The following is a 23,163-nucleotide window of genomic DNA, read 5'->3' on the forward strand; positions in this document are numbered from 1 at the left end:
TGGCATGACCCAGATCAGGTTCGACGGTCGGCTCGCGCCCTCTCAGCCCCACGTCACGCACTGCGGGCGGGGCTCCCGTGCGGCGGCCACACTACGCTGCCCGGCATGCCCGACGCCCTGGAGGTCCACGCCCGGCGGCGCGCGCGCCTCGACGACGCCCGCCTGTACCTGTGCACCGACGCCCGGCGGGCCACCGGCGACCTCGAGGAGTTCCTGCACGCGGTGCTCGCCAGCGGGGTCGACGTGGTGCAGCTGCGCGACCGCAGCCTCGACGTGCTCGACGAGCTGGAGCTCGGCGCGCTGGTCCGCGACGTCGCGCACGAGCACGGGGCACTGTTCGCCGTGAACGACCGCGCCGACCTCGCGCTCGCGCTGCGCGCCGACGTGCTGCACACCGGGCAGCGTGACCTGCCCGTCGCGCAGGCGCGGGAGATCGTCGGGCCGGGCGTGCTGCTGGGACGGTCGTCGGGCGGCGGGGCCGCCGCCGCGGAGGCGGACGCCGACCCGGACGTCGACTACTTCTGCGTCGGGCCGCTGGTCGCCACGCCGACCAAGCCGGGGCGCGAGCCGGTCGGGCTCGATGCCGTACGGGCCGTCGCCGCGACCGCGCCGCGCACGCCGTGGTTCGCGATCGGCGGGGTCGACGAGGCGCTGCTGCCCGAGGTCGTCGCCGCCGGTGCGCGGCGCGTCGTGGTGGTGCGGGCGCTCACCGCCGCGGCGGACCCCCGGGGAGCGGCGCAGCGGCTCCGGCGCGGGACCGTCGGCTGACACGCTGCGACCACCGCAGCCGGGGGCACGGCGCCGCCGGCGCGCCGGGGCGGCGTCGGTCGGGGATCGTGAGGGCATGGCACCCGACGACGTCCGACACTGGCACCCGCGCACGCCCCCGCCCGGCGGTCGCGCCGCCGAGGTTCCCGGCCCCGGGCAGGAGTCCGTCTGGGACTACCCGCGGCCCCCGGCGGTCGTCCCGAGCGCGGAGCACGTCGTCGTGGTGCTCGGGTCGACGGTCGTCGTCGACACCCGCCGCGCGCTGCGCGTCCTGGAGACCTCGCACCCGCCCACGTACTACGTCCCGCTCGAGGACGTGGCACCCGGGGCGCTGGTCCGTGTGCCGGGCGCGCAGTCGTTCTGCGAGTTCAAGGGCCGCGCCGTGTACGACGACGTCGTCGGCACGGACACCGACGGCGGCCGCCTCGTCCGGCCGCGCGGGGCGTGGAGCTACCCGCACCCGGCGCGCGGCTACGAGGCCCTGGCCGGCCACGTGGCGATGTACCCCGCCGGCCTGGTCTGCACGGTCGACGGCGAGACCGTCGAGGCGCAGGCGGGCGACTTCTACGGCGGCTGGCGCACGAGCCGGGTGGTCGGGCCGTTCAAGGGCGGTGAGGAGACGCGCGGGTGGTGAGCGTCGGACGACCGAGCCGCAGAGCTCGTCAGGAGGAGGCCGCGCCGTCCCGCTCGTCCGCCACCTCGACCGTCATCGGCCCCGCGGCGAGCGTGCGTACCCGCTCGGTGGCGTCGGGGGGCAGGCCGTCCAGCCCAGGTGCCGGGAGGAAGTGCACGGTCGTGCCGGTCGTGCCGTCCGGTTCGACGGGGTCGAGGTCGCCCACCGGGACGCCGTGCTCGTACCGCTGCACCCAGGCGCCCTCGAGCCGGCGGTTGCGGTGCACCAGCCACGTGCTGAGAGCCGCGACCACCGACATGCCGCGGCGCCGGTGGCCGTCGGGGAGCAGCGGGGCGTCCGGGGCGTCGAAGAAGCGCAGGTCACGGGTCGACATCACGGGCTTGCGCACCGCGCGTCCCGCGGCGTCGACGCGGGTCTGCGTGCCGCGGCCGTCGTCCGCGACCTCGACCGAGCCGTCCGCGTGCAGCGTGACCCGGCACCGGCCGCCGCCGCGGTCCGCGGCCTCCTCCGCCGGGTACGCCAGCACCTCGAGCAGCAGGTGCAGCGCACCGCCGGGGGCGAGCTCCGCGGCGCGCCGCCGGATGTCGTCGAGGTGCGCCAGGTCGACCGCGGACGCCCAGTCGTGCGTCGGGCCGTGCTGTGTCGTCACCGCTCCATCCTGCCGCGCGCCGACGGGCGCCCGCGGCTACTTCACCGCCCCCGCCGTCAGCCCGGCCACGAAGTGCCGCTGCAGCAGCAGGAACCCGATGACCACCGGGATCGAGACCACCAGCGACGCGGCCATGATCTCGTTCCAGTAGACGTTGGTCTGCGTCGAGTACTGCCGGATCCCGACGGCCAGGGTGCGGTTGGCCTCGGTGGTCATGACGGACGCGAACAGCACCTCGCCCCAGGCCGTCATGAACGCGTAGATGGCCACGGCGATCACCCCGGGCCGGGCGGCGGGCAGCACGACGCGCAGCAGCGCCCCGACCGGTGAGCAGCCGTCGACGCGCGCGGCCTCGTCGAGCTCCTGCGGGATGTTGTCGAGGTACCCCGACAGCATCCAGATGGAGAACGGCAGCGAGAACGTCAGGTAGGTGATGACCAGGCCGATCCGGGTGCCGATGAACTGGAAACCCGTGCCCTGCTCGATGTTGACGAAGATGATGAACAGCGGCAGCAGGAACAGCACCCCGGGGAACATCTGCGTCGACAGCACGGTGGTCGTGAACGCGGACCGCCCGCGGAACCGGTACCGCGACACCGCGTAGGACGCGAAGACCGCGATCACGAGGCTGGCCGCGGTCGCGGCGCTCGCCACGACCAGGCTGTTCACGAAGTACCGGGCGAGGGGCACGGTCGTCCACATGTCGACGAACGGCTGGAACGTCAGGCTGCTGGGCCACCACGAGAACGCGCCGCGCACGTCGGACAACGGTTTGAGCGCCGACGTCACCATGACGTACAGCGGCAGGGCCGTGACCGTCGCCAGGACGGCGACGACCGCCGCGCGGAAGGTGCGGAACGCCCGGGTCTCATGCACGGCGCGACCTCCGGTTCAGGGTGATCAGGTACACGCCGGTCACGAGCAGCAGGAACAGCAGCAGCAGCACGGACATGGCCGCGCCGGCGCCGAAGTTCCACGTGAGGAACGAGGCGTTGTAGATGTGGAAGGAGATGAGGTCACCCGCCGGTGGCTGCGCGGTGCCGAACAGCACGTACGGGGTGGTGAAGTCGTTGAACACCCACAGGAACATCACGAGCACCAGCACGAGGTTCACGGGCCGCAGCATCGGCAGCGTGATCGACCACCAGGACCGGAACGCGTGCGCGCCGTCCATGGCCGCGGCCTCGTACACGTCGTCGGGCACCGACTGCAGCCCGGCCGTCAGCATGAGGAACGCGAAGGGCCACAACCGCCACGTCGCGACCACCACGACCGACGCGAACGCGTTGCCGCCGATCAGCCAGAACGGCCGGTCGTCCAGCACGCCGAGGTTCTCGACGAGCAGGTGGTTGATGACACCCGTGTCGCGCTGCAGCATGAAGTTCCACGTGACGATGCCCGCGTACACGGGCAGCGCGTACGGCACGAGGAACAGCGTGCGGAACAGCGAGCGACCGCGGAACGGGCGCTGCAGCGCGACCGCCGCCGCCATGCCCAGCACCCACGCGGTCCCCACGACGAGCAGGGTGTACGCGCAGGTGACCGCGAACGACTCGAGCAGCGCACGCCCCACGGCGCCGTCGACGTCCAGCGCGACCTGGTAGTTGCGCAGGCCCACCCACGGTGCGGACGTCCAGTCCCGCAGCGTGAAGCGGGTGAGCTGCGTGAAGCTCATCCAGATGCCCGTGAGCATCGGCACCAGGTGGATGAGGAGCTCGAGCAGCACCGCCGGTGCCAGCAGCGCGTACGGCAGCCACCACCCGCTGCGGCGGGTGCGTCGGGCGGGCGCGGTGCGGGGTGCGCGGGCCGGTGCGGGCACCGGCGGGGCGGCGGGGGTGGTCGTGGCCACGGGGCGGTCCTCGTCGCGGCGCCGGGTCAGCCGACCGACGCCTGCACCTGGTCCTGCGCGGTCTGCATCGCCTCACGCACGTCGTCCGCGGTGACCGTGCCGCCCGTGGCGATGGTCGCGAACATCGCGTTCATCGCCTTGCCGACCGTCGTCTCGAACTGGTCCTCCGCGGGCACCAGGGGCAGCGGTGCGGAGCGCTCGTTGTAGATCTCCGTGAAGATCGCGGCCAGCTCGGCGTCGTCCGTGAACGCCGCCGTCGCGTCCTTCAGCACCGGGAGCGACGAGAACGGCCTGCCCAGCGTGGTCTGCACGTCCGCGCTCGTCAGGTGCTCGACGAGCTGCAGCGCCTCGTCGGGGTGCTCGGTGTTGCCGAAGACCGACACGTTGATGCCCGCGACGTGGCTCGCGACGTCGCTCACGGCGTCCTGCGGTGCCGGGAACGGGACGACGCCGTACGCGTCGGGCGCCATGCCGTTCGCCTCGATGGTCGCGCCCGCGTTGCTCTGGTTGAGGATCATCGCGGCCTTGCCGTTCGCGAAGTCCGCCGCCGCGAACGACGCGTTGTCGTACTGCGCGTTCGCGGGGTTCACCGCGCCGGCGTCCTGCATGAGGTCGAGGTAGCGCACGATGCCGTCGACGACGCCGTCGCCCGTGAACGTCGGGTTGCCGTCGGCGTCGAACAGCTCGGCGCCGTTCTGCGTGGCGTTGATGAACGCGAAGTGGTTGTTCTCCGTGTACGAGCCGGCCGCCAGCGCCATGCCGTACACGCCCGCCGCGGGGTCGGTGAGCGCCTGCGCGGCGGCGACCATCTCCTCCCACGTCGTCGGCGGCTGCAGCCCTGCGTCGGCGAACATCGCCGTGTTGTAGTAGAGCCCGTACGCCAGCCCGTACAGCGGCACCGACGTCGGGTCGGTCCCCGGCGCACCGCCGGTCTCCAGCGCGGTCGCCACGAACTTGTCGGCGCCACCGATCGCGTCCATCGCCGCGTCGTCGAGCGGCAGGAACGCGCCCGTGGCCTGCAGGGACACCGCCCACGTGTTGCCGATGTTGACCACGTCGGGCGCCTGGCCGGACGTGACGGCCGTCTGGATGCGCGTCTGCAGGTCGCTCCAGCCGATGACCTCCAGGTCGACCTCGACGCCCGTGCGCTCCGTGAAGTCCTCCAGGACGGGCGTGAGGACCTCCTTGTCGTGGTCGAGGCTCGTGCCCTGGTTGCTGGCCCAGTACGTGAGCGTGACGGGCCCGTCGTCCGCGGCGTCGCCGCCGCTCGAGCAGGCCGCGAGCAGGAGGACGGGGACGGACGCTGCTGCGAGGTGGCGAAGCTTCACGGGGACTCCCTTGTCGTGGCCGGACGGCCGCGCCGGCAGGTCCGCGCGTGCGTCACGGAGCCGCCCGGCGAGCCGGTCGCGTCCGAGTCTGTGCAGGCGCCGGCAGGGGTCGTCGGGACTCGGCGGCCCGTGTGGGCCCGCGGGCCCAGCGGACCGAGGACGCCCCCGTCAGCCCCGCAGCAACGCGCGGACGGGACCCGCGTCGACGACGCCGCTGCCCGCCGCACGCTCGTCGACGGCCGGTGCCAGGGCGTCACGGGCACGGTCGACGACGTCGGGTGCGCCGGCCTCGCGGGCCGCCGTCAGCAGCAGGCCCCAGGCGACCTCCTGCAGCAGGTCGTGCGGCGGCGCCGGTGCCCCACGCACGGCCCGGCGGGCGCCGTCGACGTCGCCCGCGCGCACCAGCAGGAGCGGCCGGACCCACGGCGCGTACGGGCCCAGGTCGCCCGCGGCGTCCGGCCCGGGGAGCGTGCCGCCGTCGCGGACCAGCCGCGTCACCCGGGCCAGCGCGACGATCCCGTGCGAGAACCCCGGCATCTCGTCGGGCGCCGCCGGCTCCGGCCCGTCGGCGAAGGTGTGGCGGAACCACGCGGTGAACGTCGTCGCCAGCGGGCGCTCGGCGGACGCGGCCAGCGCGTCGACCTCGTCGGCCTCCGCCGCCGCCTCGTCGAGCCGCCCCAGCGCGCACAGCGCCTGCATCCGCACGATGCGCCCGGCGATCCGGAACGTCGTGGACTCCGCGCACACCGCCGTCGCGACGAGCTCGGCGCCGATCCGCTCGCGGTCCGCCGCCAGCCCCGTGCTCCCGAACCGCTGCATCGCGCGCCCGCTGAGAGCCAGGCACAGCAGGTGCCGGTCGTCCAGGTCGCGCGCGATCCGTTCGGCCTCGAGCGCCTCGGTCTCGCGCGCCGCCGTGCCGCGGTCCTCGATCGCGATCGTCGCGAGCAGTCGCCCGCGCGTCACCGGGCTGCCCGTCACCCGCGGCAGCGTCCGGACGGCCGCCGCGACGACCGCCGCCGCGAGCTCGTCGTCGTCCGACCGCGTCCACACCCCCGGCGCCTCCAGGCCGCCGACCACCCGCGCCGTCAGCAACGGGTCGCCCAGCCTCTCGGCCGCCGCGATGGACGCGAGCCGCTGCGCGCGGACCGTCGCGAGGTCACCCGACACGGCCAGGCTCGTGAGGACCGCGCCCGACGCCTCCAGCCGCGCGCGCCCGCCGCGGCGGTCGAGCGCGGACAGGCTGTCGTCGCGCCACGCGTCGTCGTCGCGACGCTCCAGGACCTGCTGCTCCAGGTCCCGCAGGGCTGGGCCGGGGTCGAGGCCGAGGTCCTCGGCGAGGGTGCGTCGGGCGCGGCGCAGCACGTCGAGCGCGTCCGCCGGCCGGTGCAAGCGGTGCAGCGCCGTGGCCAGCAGCCGCCAGCCGTCCTCGCGCCACGGGTGCGCGCCGACGTGCGCGTCGAGCAGCGGGACCACGTCGACCGCGCGGCCCGTCGCCAGCAGCGCATCCGCCAGCTGCTCGGTGACGTCGGCGCGCAGCGTCACCAGGCGGGTGCGCTCGGGCTGCACCCAGGGGCGGTCGGCGAGCTCCTCGTACGGCTCACCGCGCCACGCGGCGAGGGCGTGGGCGAGCAGACGCACCGCGGTGTCCGGGGGAGCGGTGCGGGCCTCGGCCGCCAGCCGCGCCACGCGCCACGCGTCGACGGCGTCCGGCGGGACGTCGAGCGCGTAGCCCGGGCCGCGGGTGACGACGACGCGCGGCGGTGTGCGCGGGGGCCGGTCGGGCTCCAGCGCGCGGCGCAGCTCGGCGACGAACGTGCGCACCGCCCCGACCGCACCCGGCGGAGGGGTGCCGTCCCACAGGTCGTCGACCAGCGCGTCCGTGCGGACCGTGCGCCCGCCCGCCGCGACGAGCACCGCCAGCACCTCGCGCGAGCGCGGCCGGGGCAGCGTCAACGCGTCGCCGGCGGCGTGCGCGACGACGGGACCGAGCACCCCGATGCGCACCTCGGTCCGGACCGTCCCTCCTGCCGTCACCTCGGCACGCTAACCCGCTGATCCGACACTGATCGGTACCGGGGACGGTGGACGCACCCCACCGAAGGAGCGCACGCATGTCCCTGACCATCCCCGGCCTCCGTTACCAGCGCGTCGAGACGGCCCCCGGCGTCCACCTGCACGCGGGTGTCGCAGGCGACGGTCCGCCGGTCGTCCTGCTGCACGGCTTCCCGCAGACGCACGTCATGTGGCGGCACGTCACCGCCGACCTCGCGCGCGACCACACCGTCGTCTGCCCGGACCTGCGCGGCTACGGCGCCAGCGACAAGCCTGCCGAGGCCGACGAGCACACCTACGCCAAGCGGACGATGGCCGCGGACGTCGTCGCGCTCGCCCGTGCGCTCGGGCACGAGCGGTTCGCGCTCGCCGGGCACGACCGCGGCGCGCTCGTCGCGACGCGCGCCGGCCTCGACCACCCCGACGTGATCACGCACCTGCTGGTCCTCGACGGCCTGCCGACCGTCGAGCTGTGGGACGTGCTGCACGGCGTCGACGCGCGCGTCGCGTGGCACCTGTTCCTCATGGCCCAGCCCGCCGGGCTGCCGGAGCGGATGATCGCCGCCGTCGCCGACGAGTTCTTCGGCGCGTTCCTCGACGCGTGGGCGGTCGACGGCACCGCGATCGACGCCGCGCACCGCGCCGAGTACCTGCGGGCCAGCCGCGAGGCCGTGCCGTCGATCGTCGCGGACTACCGCGCGACCGCCGGCATCGACGTCGCGCACGACCGCGAGGACCGCGCCGCCGGGCAGCGCCTGACCATGCCGACCACCGTGATCCAGCAGGACTGGGGCGGCGCGCTCGGGTACGACGCGGCCGCGCTGTGGGGCACGTGGGCGGACGACCTCGACCACCGCACCACGCGCGCCGGCCACTTCATGGCGGAGGAGGCACCGGGCGAGGTGGTCGCCGCGCTGCGGGACCTGCTCGCACGGTGACGCGCCGGCCCGCCCCGTCGCGCGGACGGGGCGGGCCCGGTGGTGCGTCAGGAGCGCGGCGCCGCGCACAGCGTCCGGTCGACGAGCTCCGCGACCTCGGTCGTCACCGCGGCGGCGTGCTCCGGTGCCAGCGCACCGAAGATCGTCGTCGTCGCCACCGTGACCGCCCGACCGTCCGCGGTCACGGCGTTCTCCGTCTGGTAGCCCGGGATGATGCCGCCGTGGCCCCACGCCAGGCCCCCGCAGCTCAGCTCGCTCGACATGATGCCGAGCCCGTACCGCATGCTCGTGTACGGCTCCGGCATGCCCATGGGCACGGTCGTCGTGAGCGCGGCCTGCTCGGCGGGCGCCAGCAGCTCGCCGCCGACGAGCGCGGTGAAGAAGCGGTTGAGGTCGCCCGGCGTCGTCACCACGTCGCCCGCCGCCCACGCGAACGCCGGGTCGATCGCCGTGTGCTCGACCATCGCGGACCCCGCCGGCTCGGCGTGGTACCCCTGCGGGTGCTCGCCGCGGAGGGTCCGCTCACCACGGCCCGGCACGTACGTCCCGGCCAGGCCCAGCGGCTCGATGATGCGCTCGGTGACGGCCTCCGCGAGCGGGCGCTGCGTGACCTTCTGCACCACCAGGCCGGCGAGCACGTAGTTGGTGTTGCTGTACGCGAACGTGCCGTGGGGGGTCGTCGGGCGGCTCAGGCCCAGCGTGACGAGCTCGTACGGCTCGACGTACCAGTCCTTGACGCGCAGGAACGTCGCCTCCGTGACGGCCTCGTCCGTGAACGGCGGACCGTGCGTGAAGTCACCGATGCCGCTGGTGTGCTGCAGCAGGTCCCGCACGGTGATGACCGACGCGTCGAGCCTGTCGCCCCGCACGACGCCCGGGAGGTACGTCTCGACGGACGCGTCGAGGTCGACCAGCCCCTCGCCGGCGAGCTGCAGGACGACCGTCGCGACGAACGTCTTGGAGTTGCTGCCGGCGCGGACCTGCCCGTCGACGGGCACGGGCGCGCCGGTCGCCAGGTCGCCGACGCCCGCGACGAGGTCGCGCTCACGCCCCGTGCGGTCGGTCACCGCCGCCAGCGCGGCGGGCACGCCGTGCTCGTCGACGAGCCGGTCGAGCGCGCGCTGGACGTCGTCGTGGCGCGGCGGACGCGGCCCGCGCTCGTGCGCCGCGGGCCGTGCGTGGTCGCCCGCGAGCGCGGCGACCGGCAGCGCGACGACGCTCCCGGAGACGAGAGCTCCGGCGGTGACGAGCGCGGCGAGGCGGTGGGTGCTGGGCATGGGTTCCCCCTGGCGGCCGGTGCCGGACCGGTGTCCGGCGGGTCCCTCCAGCGTCGTCGGGCGGTCCGGTCGCTCACCATGGCGCTACCCACCGGATCGGGGGTGGGGCTGACCCACGGGTGCCACGACCGGCCGCGTCCCGCGTCGGCCGCGCGGCGGCGGAGGATGGTCACGTCTGCCGAGCGCGCCTGCAGGAGTGGTCGCATCTGCGACCACTCCTGCGACGGGCGGGGGCGGGACGGGCGGGGGCGGGCGGGGCGGGACGGGCGGGGGCGGGTCAGCGCGGGTCGCGGGCGTAGGTCCAGCGGCGCAGGAGGGCCTCGAACGGGCCCGTGCGGCCGGCCCGCGAGAGAGCGACCGCGACGGCCACCGTCACCAGCCACACCCCGACCGCCAGTGCGGCGGCCTGCGCGGTGCCCAGGTGCGCACCCCAGCCCAGGCCCCACGCGCTGAGCAGCGGCGCGAACATCACCGACTGCAGCAGGTACGACGTCAGCGAGCGCTGACCCACCGCGACCACGGCGTGCACGGCGGGGCCCCGGCGGCGGTCCGCCCACACCGCGGCCAGCCAGCCGAACAGGCACACGTACGCGAACCCGCCGGCCAGGCCGGCGACCTCGTGGACGAGCATCGCCGTGCGGCCGGTGTGGAAGCCCGGCTCCCACACCTGCGCGACGGTCAGCGCGTGCGGCACACCGGCGACGAGCACGACGAGCCCCGTGACCAGTGCGGTGCGGCCCAGGCGGGCGCGGTACCGGGCCGGGTCGGTGAGCCACCCCGAGCGCGCGAGCAGGATGCCCGCGACGACCTGCGGGACGAACAGCAGGACCACGCCGGCCAGCACACCGGTCGCCGCGGCGTTGACGACGCGCTCGACGGCCGACGTCAGGTAGTCCGTCGAGAAGTCGCCCTCCCCGCCGAACGCGAACCACCCGTAGGTCACCGGCAGGAACACCGCGAGCATCAGCGCCAGCGACCCCCAGAACCACCGCAGCAGCGCCGCGCGGCTGCGGTTCACCAGCGCGAGCGCCAGCAGGCCGGTGACTCCGTAGGGCGTGAGGATGTCGAAGGGGAACAGCAGGAGCGCGTGCACGAGGCCGAGCACGATCAGCCCGACGGAGCGCCGTGCGAGCACCCGCCGCACGCCCCGCTCGTCGCGGCCGCGGGCGGCCAGGCGCGTGGCCATCGTCGCGATGCCGAACCCGTAGAGGATCGCGAACATCGGCCGCGAGCGGTCGTCGACGAGCAGGGTCGTCAGACCGTCGACGAGCCGGTCGAGCCCGGAGGCGTCGAGCGGCCGGTCGCCGAGCTCGGAGAGCGCGCGGCCGTGGAGGTAGCCCCACACGTTGGAGAGCGCGATGAAGAGGAGCAGCGCGCCGCGTGCGAGGTCGGGCGCGAGCGACCGGGCGGGTGCGGCGGTGGGTGCGTGCCGCGGTTCGTCCAGGACGGCGTGGCGTGCTCGAGCGGGGGTGACCGTGCTGGTCACGGCGAGATTCGTCATGCCGACGACACTAGGGACGACGCCCGGGCCACCACGATGGTGCCGCCCCCCGGACCGACGGTAGGGCCCACCCCCGCCCGCCCCCACCCACGCACGCCATGCCGTTCGCCGGAGTCGTTACGCTCGCGCCGTGACCAGGTCGTCGGGTCGTTCGTCGCGCAGCGTGCCGAGCGGGACGTCGCCCTCGTCGACCACCTCGGGTACTTCACCAACCTCACGAACCTGCTCGCGGGGGCGGTGCTGGTCGTCGTCGGTGCTGCCGGCCTGGCGCGGCGGGACGTCCCGTGGTGGCTGACGCTCGCGCGCGGTGTCCTGACGGCGTGCCTGCTGGTCGTCGCGGTCGTCTACTACGGCATGTCGCCCGGCGACGGCGGTGCCGCACCCGGGGTGAGCGTGGTGCTGCACCTCGTCGTGCCGGGCGCCGTCGCGCTCGACTGGCTGCTGGTCGCGGACCGTCCGGCCCTGCCCTGGCGGCGGCTGTGGTGGGTGCTGCCGTACCCGCTCACGTGGCTCGCGGTCGCCCTCGTGCGCGGCCGCACCGACGGCTGGGTGCCGTACGGGTTCCTCCTGCCGGAGCGTGGTGCGGGGTCGCTCGCGCTGCACGTCGTGGGGCTCGTGGCGCTTCTCCTGGCCGCGGCGGCGCTGGTCTGGGCCGCGAGCCGGCGCGGCGCGGACGCCGGTACGGTCGGGCGATGAGAGTCGGCCAGCTCGCGTGGCGCGCGTGCTACGAGTGGCTCGGGGCGCGCGTGCGGCAGCCCGCGTGGACGTTCATGAACTACGGGTTCGCGCCGGTCGACGCGGCGCCCCCGTTGCCGCTCGACCCTGCCGACGAGCCCGACCGCTACGGCATCCAGCTCTACGCGCACGCCCTCGACGGGCTCGACCTGACGGGCGCCGACGTGCTCGAGGTCGGGTGCGGGCGCGGCGGGGGTGCGTCGTGGGTGGCACGCACGCGCGGGCCGGCGACGACGACAGGGGTCGACCTGGCCGCGTCGGCTGTCCGGCTGTGCCGCCGCACACGCGAGGGGCCGGGGCTGCGGTTCGTGCAGGGGGACGCGCTCGCGCTGCCGTTCGACGACGCGACGTTCGACGTGGTCCTCAACGTCGAGTCGTCGCACTGCTACCCGTCGACGGCCGCGTTCGCCGCGGAGGTGCACCGTGTGCTGCGGCCGGGCGGCACGTTCGCGTGGGCGGACTTCCGCCCGGCGGACGACGTGGCGACGGTCCGCGAGCAGCTGCGGTCCAGCGGGCTGGAGCCGGTGCGCGAGCTCGACGTGACGGACGAGGTCGTGCACGCACTGCGCCTCGACGACGCACGCCGGGCCGAGCTCGTCGAGTCGTGGATCCCGCGCGCGGCCCGCCCGCTCTTCCGTCCGTTCGCCGCCCTGGACGGCACGCCCACCCACGAGCGCTTCGTCACGGGGGAGACCCGCTACCTCAGCGCGCAGCTCCGCCGCGCGGTGGCGTAGGCGGAAAGTGGTCGGCTCGGCACCGGTCGGCGCCACGAGGTGGTCGCAGAAGTGACCACTCTCGGGTGCCGGGGGTGTGCGGGGAGAGGGGGAGCGGGGTGGGACGGCGGGGTCAGCGTTCGCGGGGGCGCAGGCGCACGTTCGGGAGGTCCGGGGCGGGCAGGGCCGGGCCGGGGTAGCCGTCGACGGCGCCGAAGCGGGCCAGCCCCTCGGCGTCGCCCGTGATCGCGGCCTGCCACTGCGCGCGGGCCTCGACGACCTCGTCGTGCGTACGGCCGACGAAGTTCCACCACATGAGCACCGGCTCGTCGAACGGCGTGCCGCCGATGAGCACCGCGCGCACGGGCGCGTCACCGGCCTCGAGGACGAGGACGTCGCGCCCCGGCGGCGCGTACGCGAGCCAGGACCGGGCGACGTCGTGCCCCTCGAACCGCAGGTCCCCGGTGTCGACGAGCACGGCGTGCTCGAACCCCGCGTCGACCGGCAGCGTGACGCGCCCGCCGGCCGGCACGTCCACCTGCGCCGCGACGAGCGGCGAGTACGCGCGCGCCGGCGACGCGACCCCGCCCAGCGCGCCCATGAAGACACGGACCAGCGCCCCGTCGACCTCGAACGACGGCACGTCGGCGACGTGCTCGAACGCCCGGTCACCGTGCCGGGCGGACTCCGGCAGCGCCGTCCACAGCTGCACGCCGTGCAGCACGGGAGCGTCGGGGAACAGCGCCGGCGTCGCCTCCTCGCTGTGGCAGATGCCGCGCCCGGCCGTCATGAGGTTGAGCTGCCCCGGGACCACGACCTGCTCGGACCCCAGCGCGTCGCGGTGCAGCACCGACCCCTCGAACAGCCACGTCACGGTCTGCAGCCCGGTGTGCGGGTGCGGGGGCACGTCCATGCCGCCGGTCGCCGCGACGTCGTCCGGGCCGTAGTGGTCGGCGAAGCAGAACGGCCCGACCAGCGACCGCGCGCGCGACGGCAGCGTGCGGCGCACCGTCATCGCCCGCGGCCCGCCCAGCGGCACGCCGCGCGGCTCGACGAGCTCGACGTCCGCCGCCGGGCGCGCCACGCACACCTGCTCGTCGGGGCGGGGGTCGAGGTTCGTCACCGTGCCAGGCTACGTGCGCACCGCCGGTCGTGCCGGACCCGATGAGTCCGGCCCCCGCGCCCGGTCCGCACCCCTGACGACCCACCCGACCAGGAGGACCCGATGACCGTCATCTCCACGCTGTTCATCTCGCTCGACGGCGTCGCGGAGGTCGCCGAGGACTGGCACTTCCCGTACTTCGACGAGCAGATGGGCGCCGCCGTCGCGGAGGACTACGAGGGCGCCGACGTGCTGGTGCTCGGGCGGATCACGTACGACTCGTTCGCCGGGGCCTGGCCCGACCGGGAGGCGGCGGGCGAGGACGACGCGCAGTTCGCGCGCGAGCTCGGGGACCTGCGCAAGATCGTCGCGACGCGCGGCGAGCAGGACCTCGGGTGGCGCAACGTCGAGCGCACCGCGGACGTCGTGGGGACCGTCCGGGCGCTGCGGGACGACCCGGCCGTCGGCAAGGTGCTGGTCGCGGGCTCGCTGTCGGTCGTCCGGCAGCTCCTCGACGCGGACCTGCTCGACGAGCTGCGGCTGCTCGTGCACCCCGTCGCCGCGCGCCGCGGCGAGCGGCTGTTCGACGACGCCGAGACGGTCCGGCCGTTCGCGCTGCTGCGCCACGAGGCGACGCCGCTGGGTGTGCTGCGGCTCGTCTACGCCCCGGCGGACCTGCCCGGAGGCGGGTCCTACGAGGAGGCCATGGAGCACGTCACGCAGGCGTGAGGGGTCAGACCCGCAGCAGCGTCGCCGCCAGGTGGCCCGCATAGCCACCGGGCGTGCGGCCCACGGGACGCCCCGACGTGCGCACGTCGACCACGTCCGACGCGACGATCACCGCCCCCGACGCCCGCAGCCGCGCCACCAGCTCGACGTCCTCGTGCTCGCGTGCCGCGCGGAACCCGCCCGCGCGCAGGTACGCCGACGCCCGCACGCCCAGGTTCGCGCCGTGCACGTGCCCGTTGGGCCGGCCCGGCACGTGCGTCGCACGCCACGCCGTCCACTGCGCGGGCGTGAGGTCCGCGGGGTCCGGGTGGACCGTGCCGACCACGACGTCCGCGCCCGCGTCGGCCAGGCGCACGTGCTCGACGAGCCAGTCGGCGCCCACCTGCGAGTCCGCGTCCGTGCACGCCAGCCACGTCTCGTCCGGGCTCGCGGGGGACGCGGCGAGCGCGGCCGCGACACCCGTCGCACGTGCCAGACCCACGTCGGCCGCCTCGACCTCCAGCACCCGCACGCCGCCGTGCACCCCGTCGTGCAGCCCGCCGTGCGTCGCGCCGTGCAGCCCGCCGTGCGTCGCGACGTGCCGCGCCACGACGTCGGCGGTGCCGTCCCGGCACGAGTCGAGCACGACGACGACGTCGGCCGTGCGCCCACCGCGGGCCAGCAGCGTCGTGCGCGCGGCATCGAGCGACGCCAGGCACGCACCGACCAGCGCCTCCTCGTCGCGCACGGGCACGACGACCGCCACGTGCGTGACGGGGCCGGGTGCGACCCGGCCGGGAGCGGTCGAGCCGGACGCGGACGGGCCACCGGCGCTCACCGCAGCCCCGTCCGCTCGGCCACCGACCGCGGGTCGCGGCTCCACACGTCGAGCAGGAGGTCGTCCTCCCGGTGCTCGACGAGGCGCGCGAGCCCCGCGTCGCGCGCCGCGCGCGCGAGCGCCCGGTGCACGGCGTCACCGGGGAGCGGATAGTCCTCGACCGGGTGCCGCCAGTGGCACGCCAGCACGGTGCCGCCGGGCGCGACGCGCGTCAGCAGGTCCGGCAGCGCCTGCGTGAGGTCCGCCCACGACAGGTAGTAGCCCACCTCGGAGAGCACGACCATGTCGAACGGGCCGCCCGGCAGCGCGTCGTCGCCGGCACCGCCCAGGGCACCGTGCACCACCTCGACGTGCGGGTGACCGGCCAGGCGCTCGCGGGCCCGCTGCAGCGCGGCGTCGGCGACGTCCGTCGCGGTCAGTGCGTCGCAGCGGGGCGCGAGCTCGGCCGTGAGGACCCCGATCGAGCACCCGACCTCCAGGACGCGCCCGTACCGCTCGTCGGGCAGGGACGCGAGCGTCAGCGCGCGCTTGCGGCGCTCGTAGGGGCGGTGCGTGAACCCCCACGGGTCGTCGTGCCGGCCGTAGGTGGCGTCGAAGTACGACGCGGGCAGCGTCGCCAGGTCCGTCCCGACGTGCGCGACCGGTTCGTGCACGACGAACGCCTCGACGTCCCGCACGAGCCCGCGCACGAACTGCGGGTGCAGCACCGGCGCGTCCGCGGGGTCGTCGGACAGCGGCTGCACCTGCGTGGTGTGCGCGGCGACCGCGCGGTGCTTGAGCACCACGGCGTGGTCCGACAGCGGTAGCGCGCGCAGCTCGTCCCAGGGCACCGCGGGGTCGTCGGGTGTCGCCCAGTGCCACAGCCACAGCGGCGCCTCGACGAGCGTGCAGCCCAGCTCGTCGGCGAGCTCCGCGCACACCTCCGCGAGCACGCGGTGGTCGCGGTGGCCGTCGCCGCGCCACGTCGTGACCAGCGTGCGCACCGGCGCACCCGTCGTCAGGGCCGCGCGCAGGTCCGCGGTGACCTGGTCGCGCGCCTCGCGCAGCCCGCCGTCGACGTGCCCGAGCAGCGTGACGTCCGACGCGGGGGAGAGCAGGTCGACCGCGGCCCGCACCTCCTCGACGCGGCGGCGGGCGAGCGCCGTCGGGTCCAGCGTGGGCGACCCGGGGTGCGACGCGCTGCCGTCGCTGACGACCACGACGTCCGCGGGCCGCCCCGCCGCCGCGAGCTCGGCGAGCAGGCCGCCGGCGGTGAGCGTCTCGTCGTCGGGGTGCGCGGCGACGACGACCGTGCGGCCCTCGCGCGGCAGCGGCCACGTCGGCAGCGCGTCGAGCGGCTCGTCCCACACGTGCGGGGGCGTGCCCGGTGCGCGCCCGTCGAACGTCACCACGGTGCGCCCTGCGCGCGGGCGAGCGTCGTGCCCAGCGACGCCTCGTCGCGCTCCGCGTGGTGCTGGCGCACGTAGAGCTGGAGGTCCGCGACGCGCTTGGCGTGCGCGGCGTCGAGCGCGAGCGGCGCCGGTCCCAACGCGTGCCCGACACGTGTGAGCACCTCCTCGCACGTGCGCGCGACCGTCGTGCGCACCCGCTTGGCGACGACGGGCCCGGGGACGCCCGTGTCGTGCGTGCCGTCGACGACGTCCGCGGCTTCTGCGAGCGCGCGTCGCGCGTCCTGCAGCGCGACGTCCACCGCGCCCAGGTGCATCGCCAGCAGCCGGTCGTCGCCGCCCGCCGCGCGCCCCCACAGCGCGCGTGCGACCCCGACCGCACCGCCGTACCAGCACGCCGCGACGCCGATCCCGCCCCACCAGAACCCGGGCCGCTCGAGGTACCAGCCGGGGGCGCCGACCGGGGTGGCCGGGACGTCGTCGAACGTGACCGGCGTCGAGGGGATCTCCGTGAGGCCGCGTGCCGCCCACGGCTGGTCGACGGGCGTCACGCCCGGGTGCCGCAGGTCCACCGCGAACAGGGCGCGCTCGCCGTCCGGCAGGTGCGCGGTGACCAGGCCCGCGTCGAGGCGGTCGGCCAGCGAGCACCAGGGCTTGGTGCCGCGGAGGGTCCACACGTGCGCGTCGGTGGACGCCGGCACCGCGTCGAGCCGGACGCCCGGCCCCTCGGCCGCGAACACGCCCCACGTCCGCCCCGCGTCGTCCGGCACGCCCGCCTGGTCGAGGATCGCCAGCGCGTCGAGGTGCGGCTCGACGGCCCGCGCGACGGCGAGGTCCTGCGCGGCGAGCGTCGCGAGCAGCGACCACAGCGCGTCCGTCGCGCCACGGCCCGGGCGCAGATCCGCCGGCCAGTCGCGGACGGCGGCCAGGGCGGTGTCGACGTCCGCGGGCAGGTCGCCGGGCAGCCACGGGGACGCGGAGCCGATCAGCACGGGTGGGGCGGTGGGGTGCACGGGCGTCCTCGGGTGGGTCGATGCGTGAGCGCATCATCACCGGGAACGTGCACGGCGGCGACCGGAGCGAGCGACGACGCCACGCCGGGTCCGCGGTCCGGGTCGTCGGGGCCTCCCACGTCGAGACCGCACCGTCGCGTCCCGGCCGTCCCGGCCGTCCCGGCCGTCCCGGGCCTGGTGCGACGCGACCGCCCGCACGCAGGATGGGTGGATGGACCGCACGGGGGCGCAGGACCAGGACGTCGTGATCGTCGGCGCGAGCGTGGCGGGGCTGCTCACCGCCGCGGCGCTCGCGCGGGCGGGGCGACGCGTCACGCTGCTCGACCGCGACGACCTGCCCGACGCCCCCGAGCCCCGGGCCGGGGTGCCGCAGGGTCGCCAGCCGCACCTGCTGCTGCACCGCGGGCTGCGGGCGATCGAGGAGCTGCTGCCCGGGTTCGGTGCGCGGCTGCGGGCGGCCGGCGCGGTGCCCGTCGACACCGGTGAGCTCGCGTGGCTGAGCCCCGTGGGGTGGGCGCCGTCGTGCCCGCAGCTCGGGATCCTGCTGGCGACACGTCCGCTCATCGAGCACGCGCTGCGGGAGAGCGTGGCGCCGCTGCCGGGGGTGCGGGTGGTCGGGGGCGTGCGCGTGACCGGGCTGCGGCGCGGCGGCGCCGGGGAGCCGCGGTGGTGGGTCGACGCCGTGCCGGCCGGCTGGTCGGACGGGCAGGAGCCCACCCCCGAGGCACGGGGCGCCGACGTCGTCGTCGACGCGTCGGGGCGCGCGACCCGGCTGCCGCGCTGGCTGGCCGCGCTCGAGGTGCCGGAGGCGCCGGTCGAGGCGCTCGACGCGCACGTCGGCTACTCCACGGTGCGCGTGCGCGTCCCGCGCGGGCGGGTCGTCGCACCCGGCGTCGTGATCCTCGCGGCGCCCGGACTCACCGGGGGACTGGCGCTGCCGGCCGAGGAGGACCTGTGGACGGTCACCGGGTTCGGCGCCGGAGAGCTGCGGCCGCCGCGCGACCTGCCGGCGCTGCGCGAGTTCCTCGAGGGTGTCCGCGACGACGCGCTCGCACGGGTCCTCGCGGCCGGTGAGGTCGACGGGGACGTCGCGGCGCACCGGCAGACGGGCAACGTGCGGCACCACTACGAGCGGGTCGGCCCGTGGCCCGACGGGCTGCTCGTCGTCGGTGACGCGCTGTGCGCGTTCAACCCCGTCTACGGGCAGGGCATGACCGTCGCCGCGATGATGGCGCAGGCCGTGCGGGACGCCGACGCGCGGGGGCCGCTCACCGCGCCCGGTGCGGCGGGACGGCTGGTGCGGGCCTGCTCCCGCGTCGCCGAGGGGCCCTGGCAGCTCGCGACGAGCGCCGACCGTGCGCTGCTCGGCGAGGGGCCGCCGTCGAACCCCGTCGCGCGGCTGATGGGCCGGTGGATCGACGAGCTCGAGCGGATGAGCAAGCACGGCGACCTGCGTGCGCAGACGACGCTCGCCCGGATGTTCCAGCTCGTGGGGTCGCCGGTGAGCCTGTTCCACCCGCTGCTGGTGACCGCGGCCGTGCGGACCCGCGTCCGCGGGTACGGACCCCTGGCGCCACGGCCGGCCATCCTGCGCGAGGAGGTCGGCGCGCCCGTCGTCGACGAGCGGTAGCGTCGCGGCGTGGACATCCGGGTCGCCGCGTACGCCGTCGTCGTCGACGAGGGACGCCTGCTCCTGGCGCACTGGTGCGAGGCGGGCTTCGACCACTGGGTCCTGCCGGGCGGTGGCCTCGAGCCCGGCGAGGACCCGGCCGACGCCGCGGTGCGCGAGGTGCGCGAGGAGACCGGGTACGACGTCGTCCTCGACGAGCTGCTGGGGATCGACTCGGTGGTGTACCTCAGCGACGAGCGCATCGTCCCCGGCCCGGACCTGCACGCCCTGCGCGTGCTGTACCGCGCGCACGTCGTCGGCGGCGAGCTCACGCCCGAGGTCGGCGGCGGCACCGACGAGGCCGCCTGGTTCCCGCTCGCCGAGGTCGACGGTCTGAGACGCGTCGACATGGTCGACACCGCTCGCCGCCTCGCGGGGCTCCTGCCCGCCGGGGACTGACGTGCCGTCGTACCGCGTCACCGCGACCGTCGGCCTGCTGCGCCCCGGCACGCAGGCACCCGACGTCCTGCCCGAGGCCGTCGCCGCTGCCCGCGCGCTGACGACCGTCGAGGCGTTCGACGTCGGCGTCGTCCGCGGGCAGGCGCGCGCCATGGTCCGCTTCGAGGCCGACGACGACCCGGCCGCCCGCCGCGTCGGTTGGGCGGTGATCGAGCGCCTCGACGAGCTCGCCGACACCACCGACGGCCACCTGACCCGCCGCTGGGGCAACCGCTGGTACCCGGCGGGCCACCGCCCGCCCCGCTGACCCGCCCACCCACCGCCCTCCCCACCCCCACCCACCCCACCCCGCCGAGCGGAACCTGACTCACCGTTTGGGGTGCGTCTTGGTGAGTGGTGTTCCGGTCGGCGTCGCCCTCACCCCGCTGAGCGGTACCTGACTCACGGTCTGGGGTGCGTTTCGGTGAGTGGTGTTCCGGTCGGCGTCGCCCTCACCCCGCTGAGCGGTACCTGACTCACGGTCTGGGGTGCGTCTTGGTGAGTGGTGTTCCGGTCGGCGTCGCCCCACCCCACCCCGCCGAGCGGAACCTGACTCACCGTTTGGGGTGCGTCTTGGTGAGTCGTGTTCCGGTCGGCGTCGCCCCCACCCGCCGAGCGGTACCTGACTCACCGTCTGGGGTGCGTTTCGGTGAGTGGTGTTCCGGTCGGCGTCGCCCCCACCCCGCCGAGCGATACCTGACTCACCGCCTGGGGTGCGTTTCGGTGAGTCGTGTTCCGGTCGGCGTCGCCCCCACCCGGCCGAGCGGGACCTGACTCACCGTTTGGGGTGCGTCTTGGTGAGTCGTGTTCCGGTCGGCATCGCCCCCACCCGCCGAGCGGTACCTGACTCACGGTCTGGGGTGCGGTTCGGTGAGTCGTGTTCCGGTCGGCGAGGTGGGGTGGGTCACCCGGGGGTGGGGTGGGCGTCGGTGGGGTGCTCCGGGCAGGGTGGGGGTGTGGGTGGGATGGAGGACGTTCTCGACGACCTGTACGGGGGGTCGCTCGACGACTTCGTCGCGCGCCGGGACGCCGCCGTGCGGGCCGCGAAGGCCGCGAAGGACAGGGACCTCGCGGGACGGATCGGATCGCTGCGCAAGCCGACCGTCGCCGCCTGGGCCGTGAACCTGCTGGTGAGGGACGACCTGTCGCTGGCCGGTGCGCTGCGCGACCTCGGCGAGGGCATGCGCGACGCGGAGCGGTCGCTCGACGGGCCGGCGCTGCGTGAGCTCGGCAAGCAGCGGCGCGCGCTCGTGTCCGGGCTGGTCGCGCGCGCACGTCGGCTCGCCTCGGACGCCGGGCAGAAGCTCTCGACGGCCGCGGCGCAGGAGGTCGAGCACACCCTGACGGCGGCGCTCGCGGACCCGAAGGTCGCTGACGCCGTCGCCGCGGGCACCCTCACGCACGGCACCGAGCACGTCGGCTTCGGCTCCGCGGACGCCGCCGAGGGAGGACGTGGAGCGAACGGGACGTCGGGCGGCCGGAGTGCTTCCCGCCCTCCCGAGCGCACGGCGCAGTCGGTGGGCACGCGCGGACCGGCCGACGCGGGGAGCGGGACGTCCGACGCCGCCGACGGCGAGGGGCAGGGCGACGCCCCAGCGGGGGGCGACCCGTCGACGGGCCGAGCGTCGGCCGCGGGCCGCACGTCAGCCGGGAACCGCGCCGAGGACGCCGAGAGGCGTGAGCGTGAACGCCAGGAGCGCGAGCGCGAGAAGCAGCAGCGCCGGCGCGAGCAGGCGGCCGCCGCGCGCGAGGCCGCCGAGGCCGACCTCGACCGCGCCCGCACCCGGCACGACGACGCGGCGACCGCTGAGCAGCAGGCCGCGACCGCGCTCGAGGACGCCGAGCGCGCGTCCGCTGAGGCCTACGAGGCCGAGGAGGAGCTGGTCCGGGCGCTCGCGGACGTGCGGCGGCGCCTCGCCGAGGCCCGTGCCGTCCTGCCTCGCGTCGACGAGGCCCTCGTCGCCGCGCGCTCGGCCGCCCGTGACCGCCAGAAGGCCGCCCGGGCCGCTGCCCGGGAGCTGGAGCGGACGACGAACGCCGCGGTGCGCGCCCGCGAGCGGGAGGAACGCCTCGCTGCGGAGACCTGAACCCGCAACCCGCCCCGGCTGCGCCACGCGACGCCCGCAGCACGTCCCTCCCGTCCGTGGCGGACGCACGGAAGTGACCGACGCCACTGCCGACCCGGCCCTGGTGGGGGCGGGTCAGCGGGGCGGAGGTCCCGCACGGCGGTGTCGCTTCCCGCCATGATGTCCCCGTGCCGACCGAACCCGACGACGACGAGCTCGAGCTGATCCGCCGCTCGGGGGCGGTGCTGCGCGTGGGGCGGCTCAGCCTCGCGTCCGGAACCGGCTCGTACCGCGTGAAGGCGTCGATGGCGCGGGTCGCCGCGGCGCTGGGGATCGACCGGCACCAGGCGCACGTGACCCTCACGGAGATCACGACGACGTCGCACCGCGGCCGGTCGTTCCGCACGGAGGTCACCGAGGTCCGGGCCGTGGGCGTCAACACGGACCGGCTCGCGGAGCTCGAGCTGCTCGCGCAGCGCGTCGAGGCCCGCGCGCCCGTCACGGTGGAGGACGTCACCGCCGAGATCGACCGGATCACGGCCAAGCCACCGCTGTACCCCGTGGTGCTGAACGCCCTGTGGGCAGCGGTCGCGTGCGCGGCGTTCGCGTTCCTCAACAACGGCGGCACCATCGAGGTCGTCGGGGCGTTCGTCGGGGCCGGGCTCGGGCAGGGGCTGCGGCGCGTCATGCTGCACCGCGGGTTCAACCAGTTCGGCGTGACGATGCTCGCCGCGACGCTCGCGAGCCTGTCGTACCTCGGGTTCGTGCAGGCGCTGCACGTCCTGGGCCTGACGGCCGGCGTGCACGAGGCCGGGTACGTGGCAGCAGCCCTGTTCCTGGTGCCCGGTTTCCCGCTCGCGACGGGCGCGCTGGACCTGGCCAAGCTCGACTTCTCGGCAGGGGTCGCGCGGCTGACGTGGGCGTTGATGATCTTCGTCTCCGCGGCGTTCGCGGTGTGGGCGGTCTCGATCCTGGTGGGCCTGAGTCCGGACCCGCCGCGCGAGCTCGCGCTCGACCCGGCGGCGATGACGTCGCTGCGGCTCGTCGCGTCGTTCGTCGGGGTCCTGGGGTTCGCGCTGATGTTCAACAGCCCGTGGCGCATGGCGCTGGTCGCCGCCGGCGTCGCGACGCTCCCGAACGTGCTGCGCATCGAGGCGGTCGCGACCTTCGCCTGGCCGCCGCAGGCCGCCGCCGCGGTCGCGGCGTTCCTCGTGGGCCTGCTGGCGGCGTGGATCGCGCCGCGCCTCAACATCCCGCGCATCACGGTGTACGTGCCGGCGGTGACGATCATGGTCCCGGGCGTGCCCGCGTACCGGGCCGTGTACCACCTGAGCAACGGTGACGTGACGGCGGCGCTGACGTACGGGGTGTCGGCCGCGCTCGTCGTGACGGCGCTGGCGGTGGGGCTCGCGGTGGCCCGCATGTGCACCGACCGGGAGTGGGGCTTCGAGCGCTGAGCCACGATCGGACCTCTCGCTTTGGTCCCAGCGGAACCGG

The 23,163-nt window shown here is 75.8% G+C and carries 22 protein-coding genes; 11 read left to right on the forward strand and 11 right to left on the reverse strand.

What is annotated here, in order from left to right; genetic code table 11:
- Positions 1-105 precede the first annotated feature (105 nt).
- Together thiE and CFLA_RS02500 are read left to right on the forward strand one after the other, a co-directional pair.
- Entirely contained in the window at positions 106-768 is a 663-nt protein-coding gene (thiE, locus tag CFLA_RS02495) for a thiamine phosphate synthase (protein ID WP_013115744.1), read from the forward strand.
- Positions 769-844: 76 nt separating this feature from the next.
- A complete protein-coding gene (locus CFLA_RS02500; RefSeq protein ID WP_013115745.1) occupies positions 845-1,402 on the forward strand; it encodes a DUF427 domain-containing protein in 558 nt (185 codons plus the stop codon).
- 28 nt (positions 1,403-1,430) lie between these two features.
- Here the strand turns inward: CFLA_RS02500 and CFLA_RS02505 are convergent, their stop codons facing one another.
- The 5 genes from CFLA_RS02505 to CFLA_RS02525 form a co-directional block, all read right to left on the reverse strand.
- Entirely contained in the window at positions 1,431-2,051 is a 621-nt protein-coding gene (locus CFLA_RS02505) for a DNA topoisomerase subunit B (protein ID WP_013115746.1), read from the reverse strand.
- Positions 2,052-2,087: 36 nt separating this feature from the next.
- Positions 2,088-2,927: a carbohydrate ABC transporter permease gene (locus tag CFLA_RS02510; protein ID WP_013115747.1), complete on the reverse strand. Its 840-nt coding sequence runs from the start codon at positions 2,925-2,927 to the stop codon at positions 2,088-2,090.
- Positions 2,920-3,900, reverse strand: coding sequence for a carbohydrate ABC transporter permease (locus CFLA_RS02515; RefSeq protein WP_013115748.1), 981 nt, complete (start codon positions 3,898-3,900; stop codon positions 2,920-2,922). Before CFLA_RS02515 ends, CFLA_RS02510 begins: the two co-directional genes overlap by 8 nt.
- A 26-nt stretch (positions 3,901-3,926) precedes the next feature.
- Positions 3,927-5,228 carry an ABC transporter substrate-binding protein gene (locus CFLA_RS02520; RefSeq protein WP_013115749.1) on the reverse strand — a complete coding sequence of 434 codons (1,302 nt, stop codon included), beginning with the start codon at positions 5,226-5,228 and terminating at the stop codon, positions 3,927-3,929.
- Between the two features lie 168 nt (positions 5,229-5,396).
- The gene (locus CFLA_RS02525) at positions 5,397-7,262 is read right to left on the reverse strand and encodes an AfsR/SARP family transcriptional regulator (RefSeq protein WP_052302663.1); all 1,866 of its coding nucleotides are present in this window, start codon (positions 7,260-7,262) and stop codon (positions 5,397-5,399) included.
- Between the two features lie 77 nt (positions 7,263-7,339).
- Here CFLA_RS02525 and CFLA_RS02530 point away from each other — a divergent pair, with 77 nt between their 5' ends.
- Positions 7,340-8,218, forward strand: coding sequence for an alpha/beta fold hydrolase (locus CFLA_RS02530; protein ID WP_013115751.1), 879 nt, complete (start codon positions 7,340-7,342; stop codon positions 8,216-8,218).
- A 47-nt stretch (positions 8,219-8,265) separates the two neighbouring features.
- On the opposite strand, the gene CFLA_RS02535 is transcribed toward CFLA_RS02530, so the two are convergent.
- Together CFLA_RS02535 and CFLA_RS02540 are read right to left on the reverse strand one after the other, a co-directional pair.
- Positions 8,266-9,495: a serine hydrolase domain-containing protein gene (locus tag CFLA_RS02535; RefSeq protein ID WP_013115752.1), complete on the reverse strand. Its 1,230-nt coding sequence runs from the start codon at positions 9,493-9,495 to the stop codon at positions 8,266-8,268.
- A gap of 277 nt (positions 9,496-9,772) precedes the next feature.
- A complete protein-coding gene (locus tag CFLA_RS02540; protein WP_013115753.1) occupies positions 9,773-10,996 on the reverse strand; it encodes a DUF418 domain-containing protein in 1,224 nt (407 codons plus the stop codon).
- Positions 10,997-11,032: 36 nt separating this feature from the next.
- Here CFLA_RS02540 and CFLA_RS02545 point away from each other — a divergent pair, with 36 nt between their 5' ends.
- Both CFLA_RS02545 and CFLA_RS02550 read left to right on the forward strand, forming a co-directional pair.
- Positions 11,033-11,692 carry a Pr6Pr family membrane protein gene (locus CFLA_RS02545; RefSeq protein WP_013115754.1) on the forward strand — a complete coding sequence of 220 codons (660 nt, stop codon included), beginning with the start codon at positions 11,033-11,035 and terminating at the stop codon, positions 11,690-11,692.
- On the forward strand, positions 11,689-12,465 hold the full coding sequence (locus CFLA_RS02550) for a class I SAM-dependent methyltransferase (protein WP_013115755.1): 777 nt from the start codon (positions 11,689-11,691) through the stop codon (positions 12,463-12,465). Before CFLA_RS02545 ends, CFLA_RS02550 begins: the two co-directional genes overlap by 4 nt.
- A 112-nt stretch (positions 12,466-12,577) precedes the next feature.
- On the opposite strand, the gene CFLA_RS02555 is transcribed toward CFLA_RS02550, so the two are convergent.
- The gene (locus CFLA_RS02555; RefSeq protein WP_013115756.1) at positions 12,578-13,567 is read right to left on the reverse strand and encodes a pirin family protein; all 990 of its coding nucleotides are present in this window, start codon (positions 13,565-13,567) and stop codon (positions 12,578-12,580) included.
- A gap of 102 nt (positions 13,568-13,669) precedes the next feature.
- Here CFLA_RS02555 and CFLA_RS02560 point away from each other — a divergent pair, with 102 nt between their 5' ends.
- Positions 13,670-14,275 carry a dihydrofolate reductase family protein gene (locus tag CFLA_RS02560; RefSeq protein WP_013115757.1) on the forward strand — a complete coding sequence of 202 codons (606 nt, stop codon included), beginning with the start codon at positions 13,670-13,672 and terminating at the stop codon, positions 14,273-14,275.
- A 4-nt stretch (positions 14,276-14,279) separates the two neighbouring features.
- Here the strand turns inward: CFLA_RS02560 and CFLA_RS02565 are convergent, their stop codons facing one another.
- The 3 genes from CFLA_RS02565 to CFLA_RS20285 are packed head-to-tail and all read right to left on the reverse strand — an operon-like array spanning position 14,280 to position 17,493.
- Positions 14,280-15,092: a glycosyltransferase family 2 protein gene (locus tag CFLA_RS02565; protein ID WP_013115758.1), complete on the reverse strand. Its 813-nt coding sequence runs from the start codon at positions 15,090-15,092 to the stop codon at positions 14,280-14,282.
- Entirely contained in the window at positions 15,089-16,483 is a 1,395-nt protein-coding gene (locus CFLA_RS02570) for a PIG-L family deacetylase (protein ID WP_013115759.1), read from the reverse strand. Before CFLA_RS02570 ends, CFLA_RS02565 begins: the two co-directional genes overlap by 4 nt.
- On the reverse strand, positions 16,477-17,493 hold the full coding sequence (locus CFLA_RS20285; RefSeq protein WP_013115760.1) for an acyl-CoA dehydrogenase family protein: 1,017 nt from the start codon (positions 17,491-17,493) through the stop codon (positions 16,477-16,479). The genes CFLA_RS02570 and CFLA_RS20285 overlap by 7 nt, the downstream gene beginning before the upstream one ends.
- 211 nt (positions 17,494-17,704) lie before the next feature.
- On the opposite strand from CFLA_RS20285, the gene CFLA_RS02580 reads away from it, so the two are divergent.
- The 5 genes from CFLA_RS02580 to CFLA_RS02600 all read left to right on the forward strand — a co-directional run bounded on the left by CFLA_RS02580 (position 17,705) and on the right by CFLA_RS02600 (position 23,123).
- Positions 17,705-19,123 (forward strand): FAD-dependent monooxygenase, encoded by a 1,419-nt coding sequence (locus tag CFLA_RS02580; RefSeq protein ID WP_013115761.1) that lies wholly within the window; start codon positions 17,705-17,707, stop codon positions 19,121-19,123.
- 9 nt (positions 19,124-19,132) lie between these two features.
- Positions 19,133-19,561: an NUDIX hydrolase gene (locus CFLA_RS02585; protein ID WP_013115762.1), complete on the forward strand. Its 429-nt coding sequence runs from the start codon at positions 19,133-19,135 to the stop codon at positions 19,559-19,561.
- A gap of 1 nt (position 19,562) precedes the next feature.
- Positions 19,563-19,868 (forward strand): hypothetical protein, encoded by a 306-nt coding sequence (locus tag CFLA_RS02590; RefSeq protein ID WP_013115763.1) that lies wholly within the window; start codon positions 19,563-19,565, stop codon positions 19,866-19,868.
- A gap of 697 nt (positions 19,869-20,565) precedes the next feature.
- Positions 20,566-21,687: a hypothetical protein gene (locus tag CFLA_RS18815; RefSeq protein ID WP_013115764.1), complete on the forward strand. Its 1,122-nt coding sequence runs from the start codon at positions 20,566-20,568 to the stop codon at positions 21,685-21,687.
- Between the two features lie 167 nt (positions 21,688-21,854).
- A complete protein-coding gene (locus tag CFLA_RS02600; RefSeq protein WP_013115765.1) occupies positions 21,855-23,123 on the forward strand; it encodes a threonine/serine exporter family protein in 1,269 nt (422 codons plus the stop codon).
- Positions 23,124-23,163: the final 40 nt, after the last annotated feature.

Source organism: Cellulomonas flavigena DSM 20109 (genome assembly GCF_000092865.1).
Lineage (GTDB): Bacteria > Actinomycetota > Actinomycetes > Actinomycetales > Cellulomonadaceae > Cellulomonas > Cellulomonas flavigena.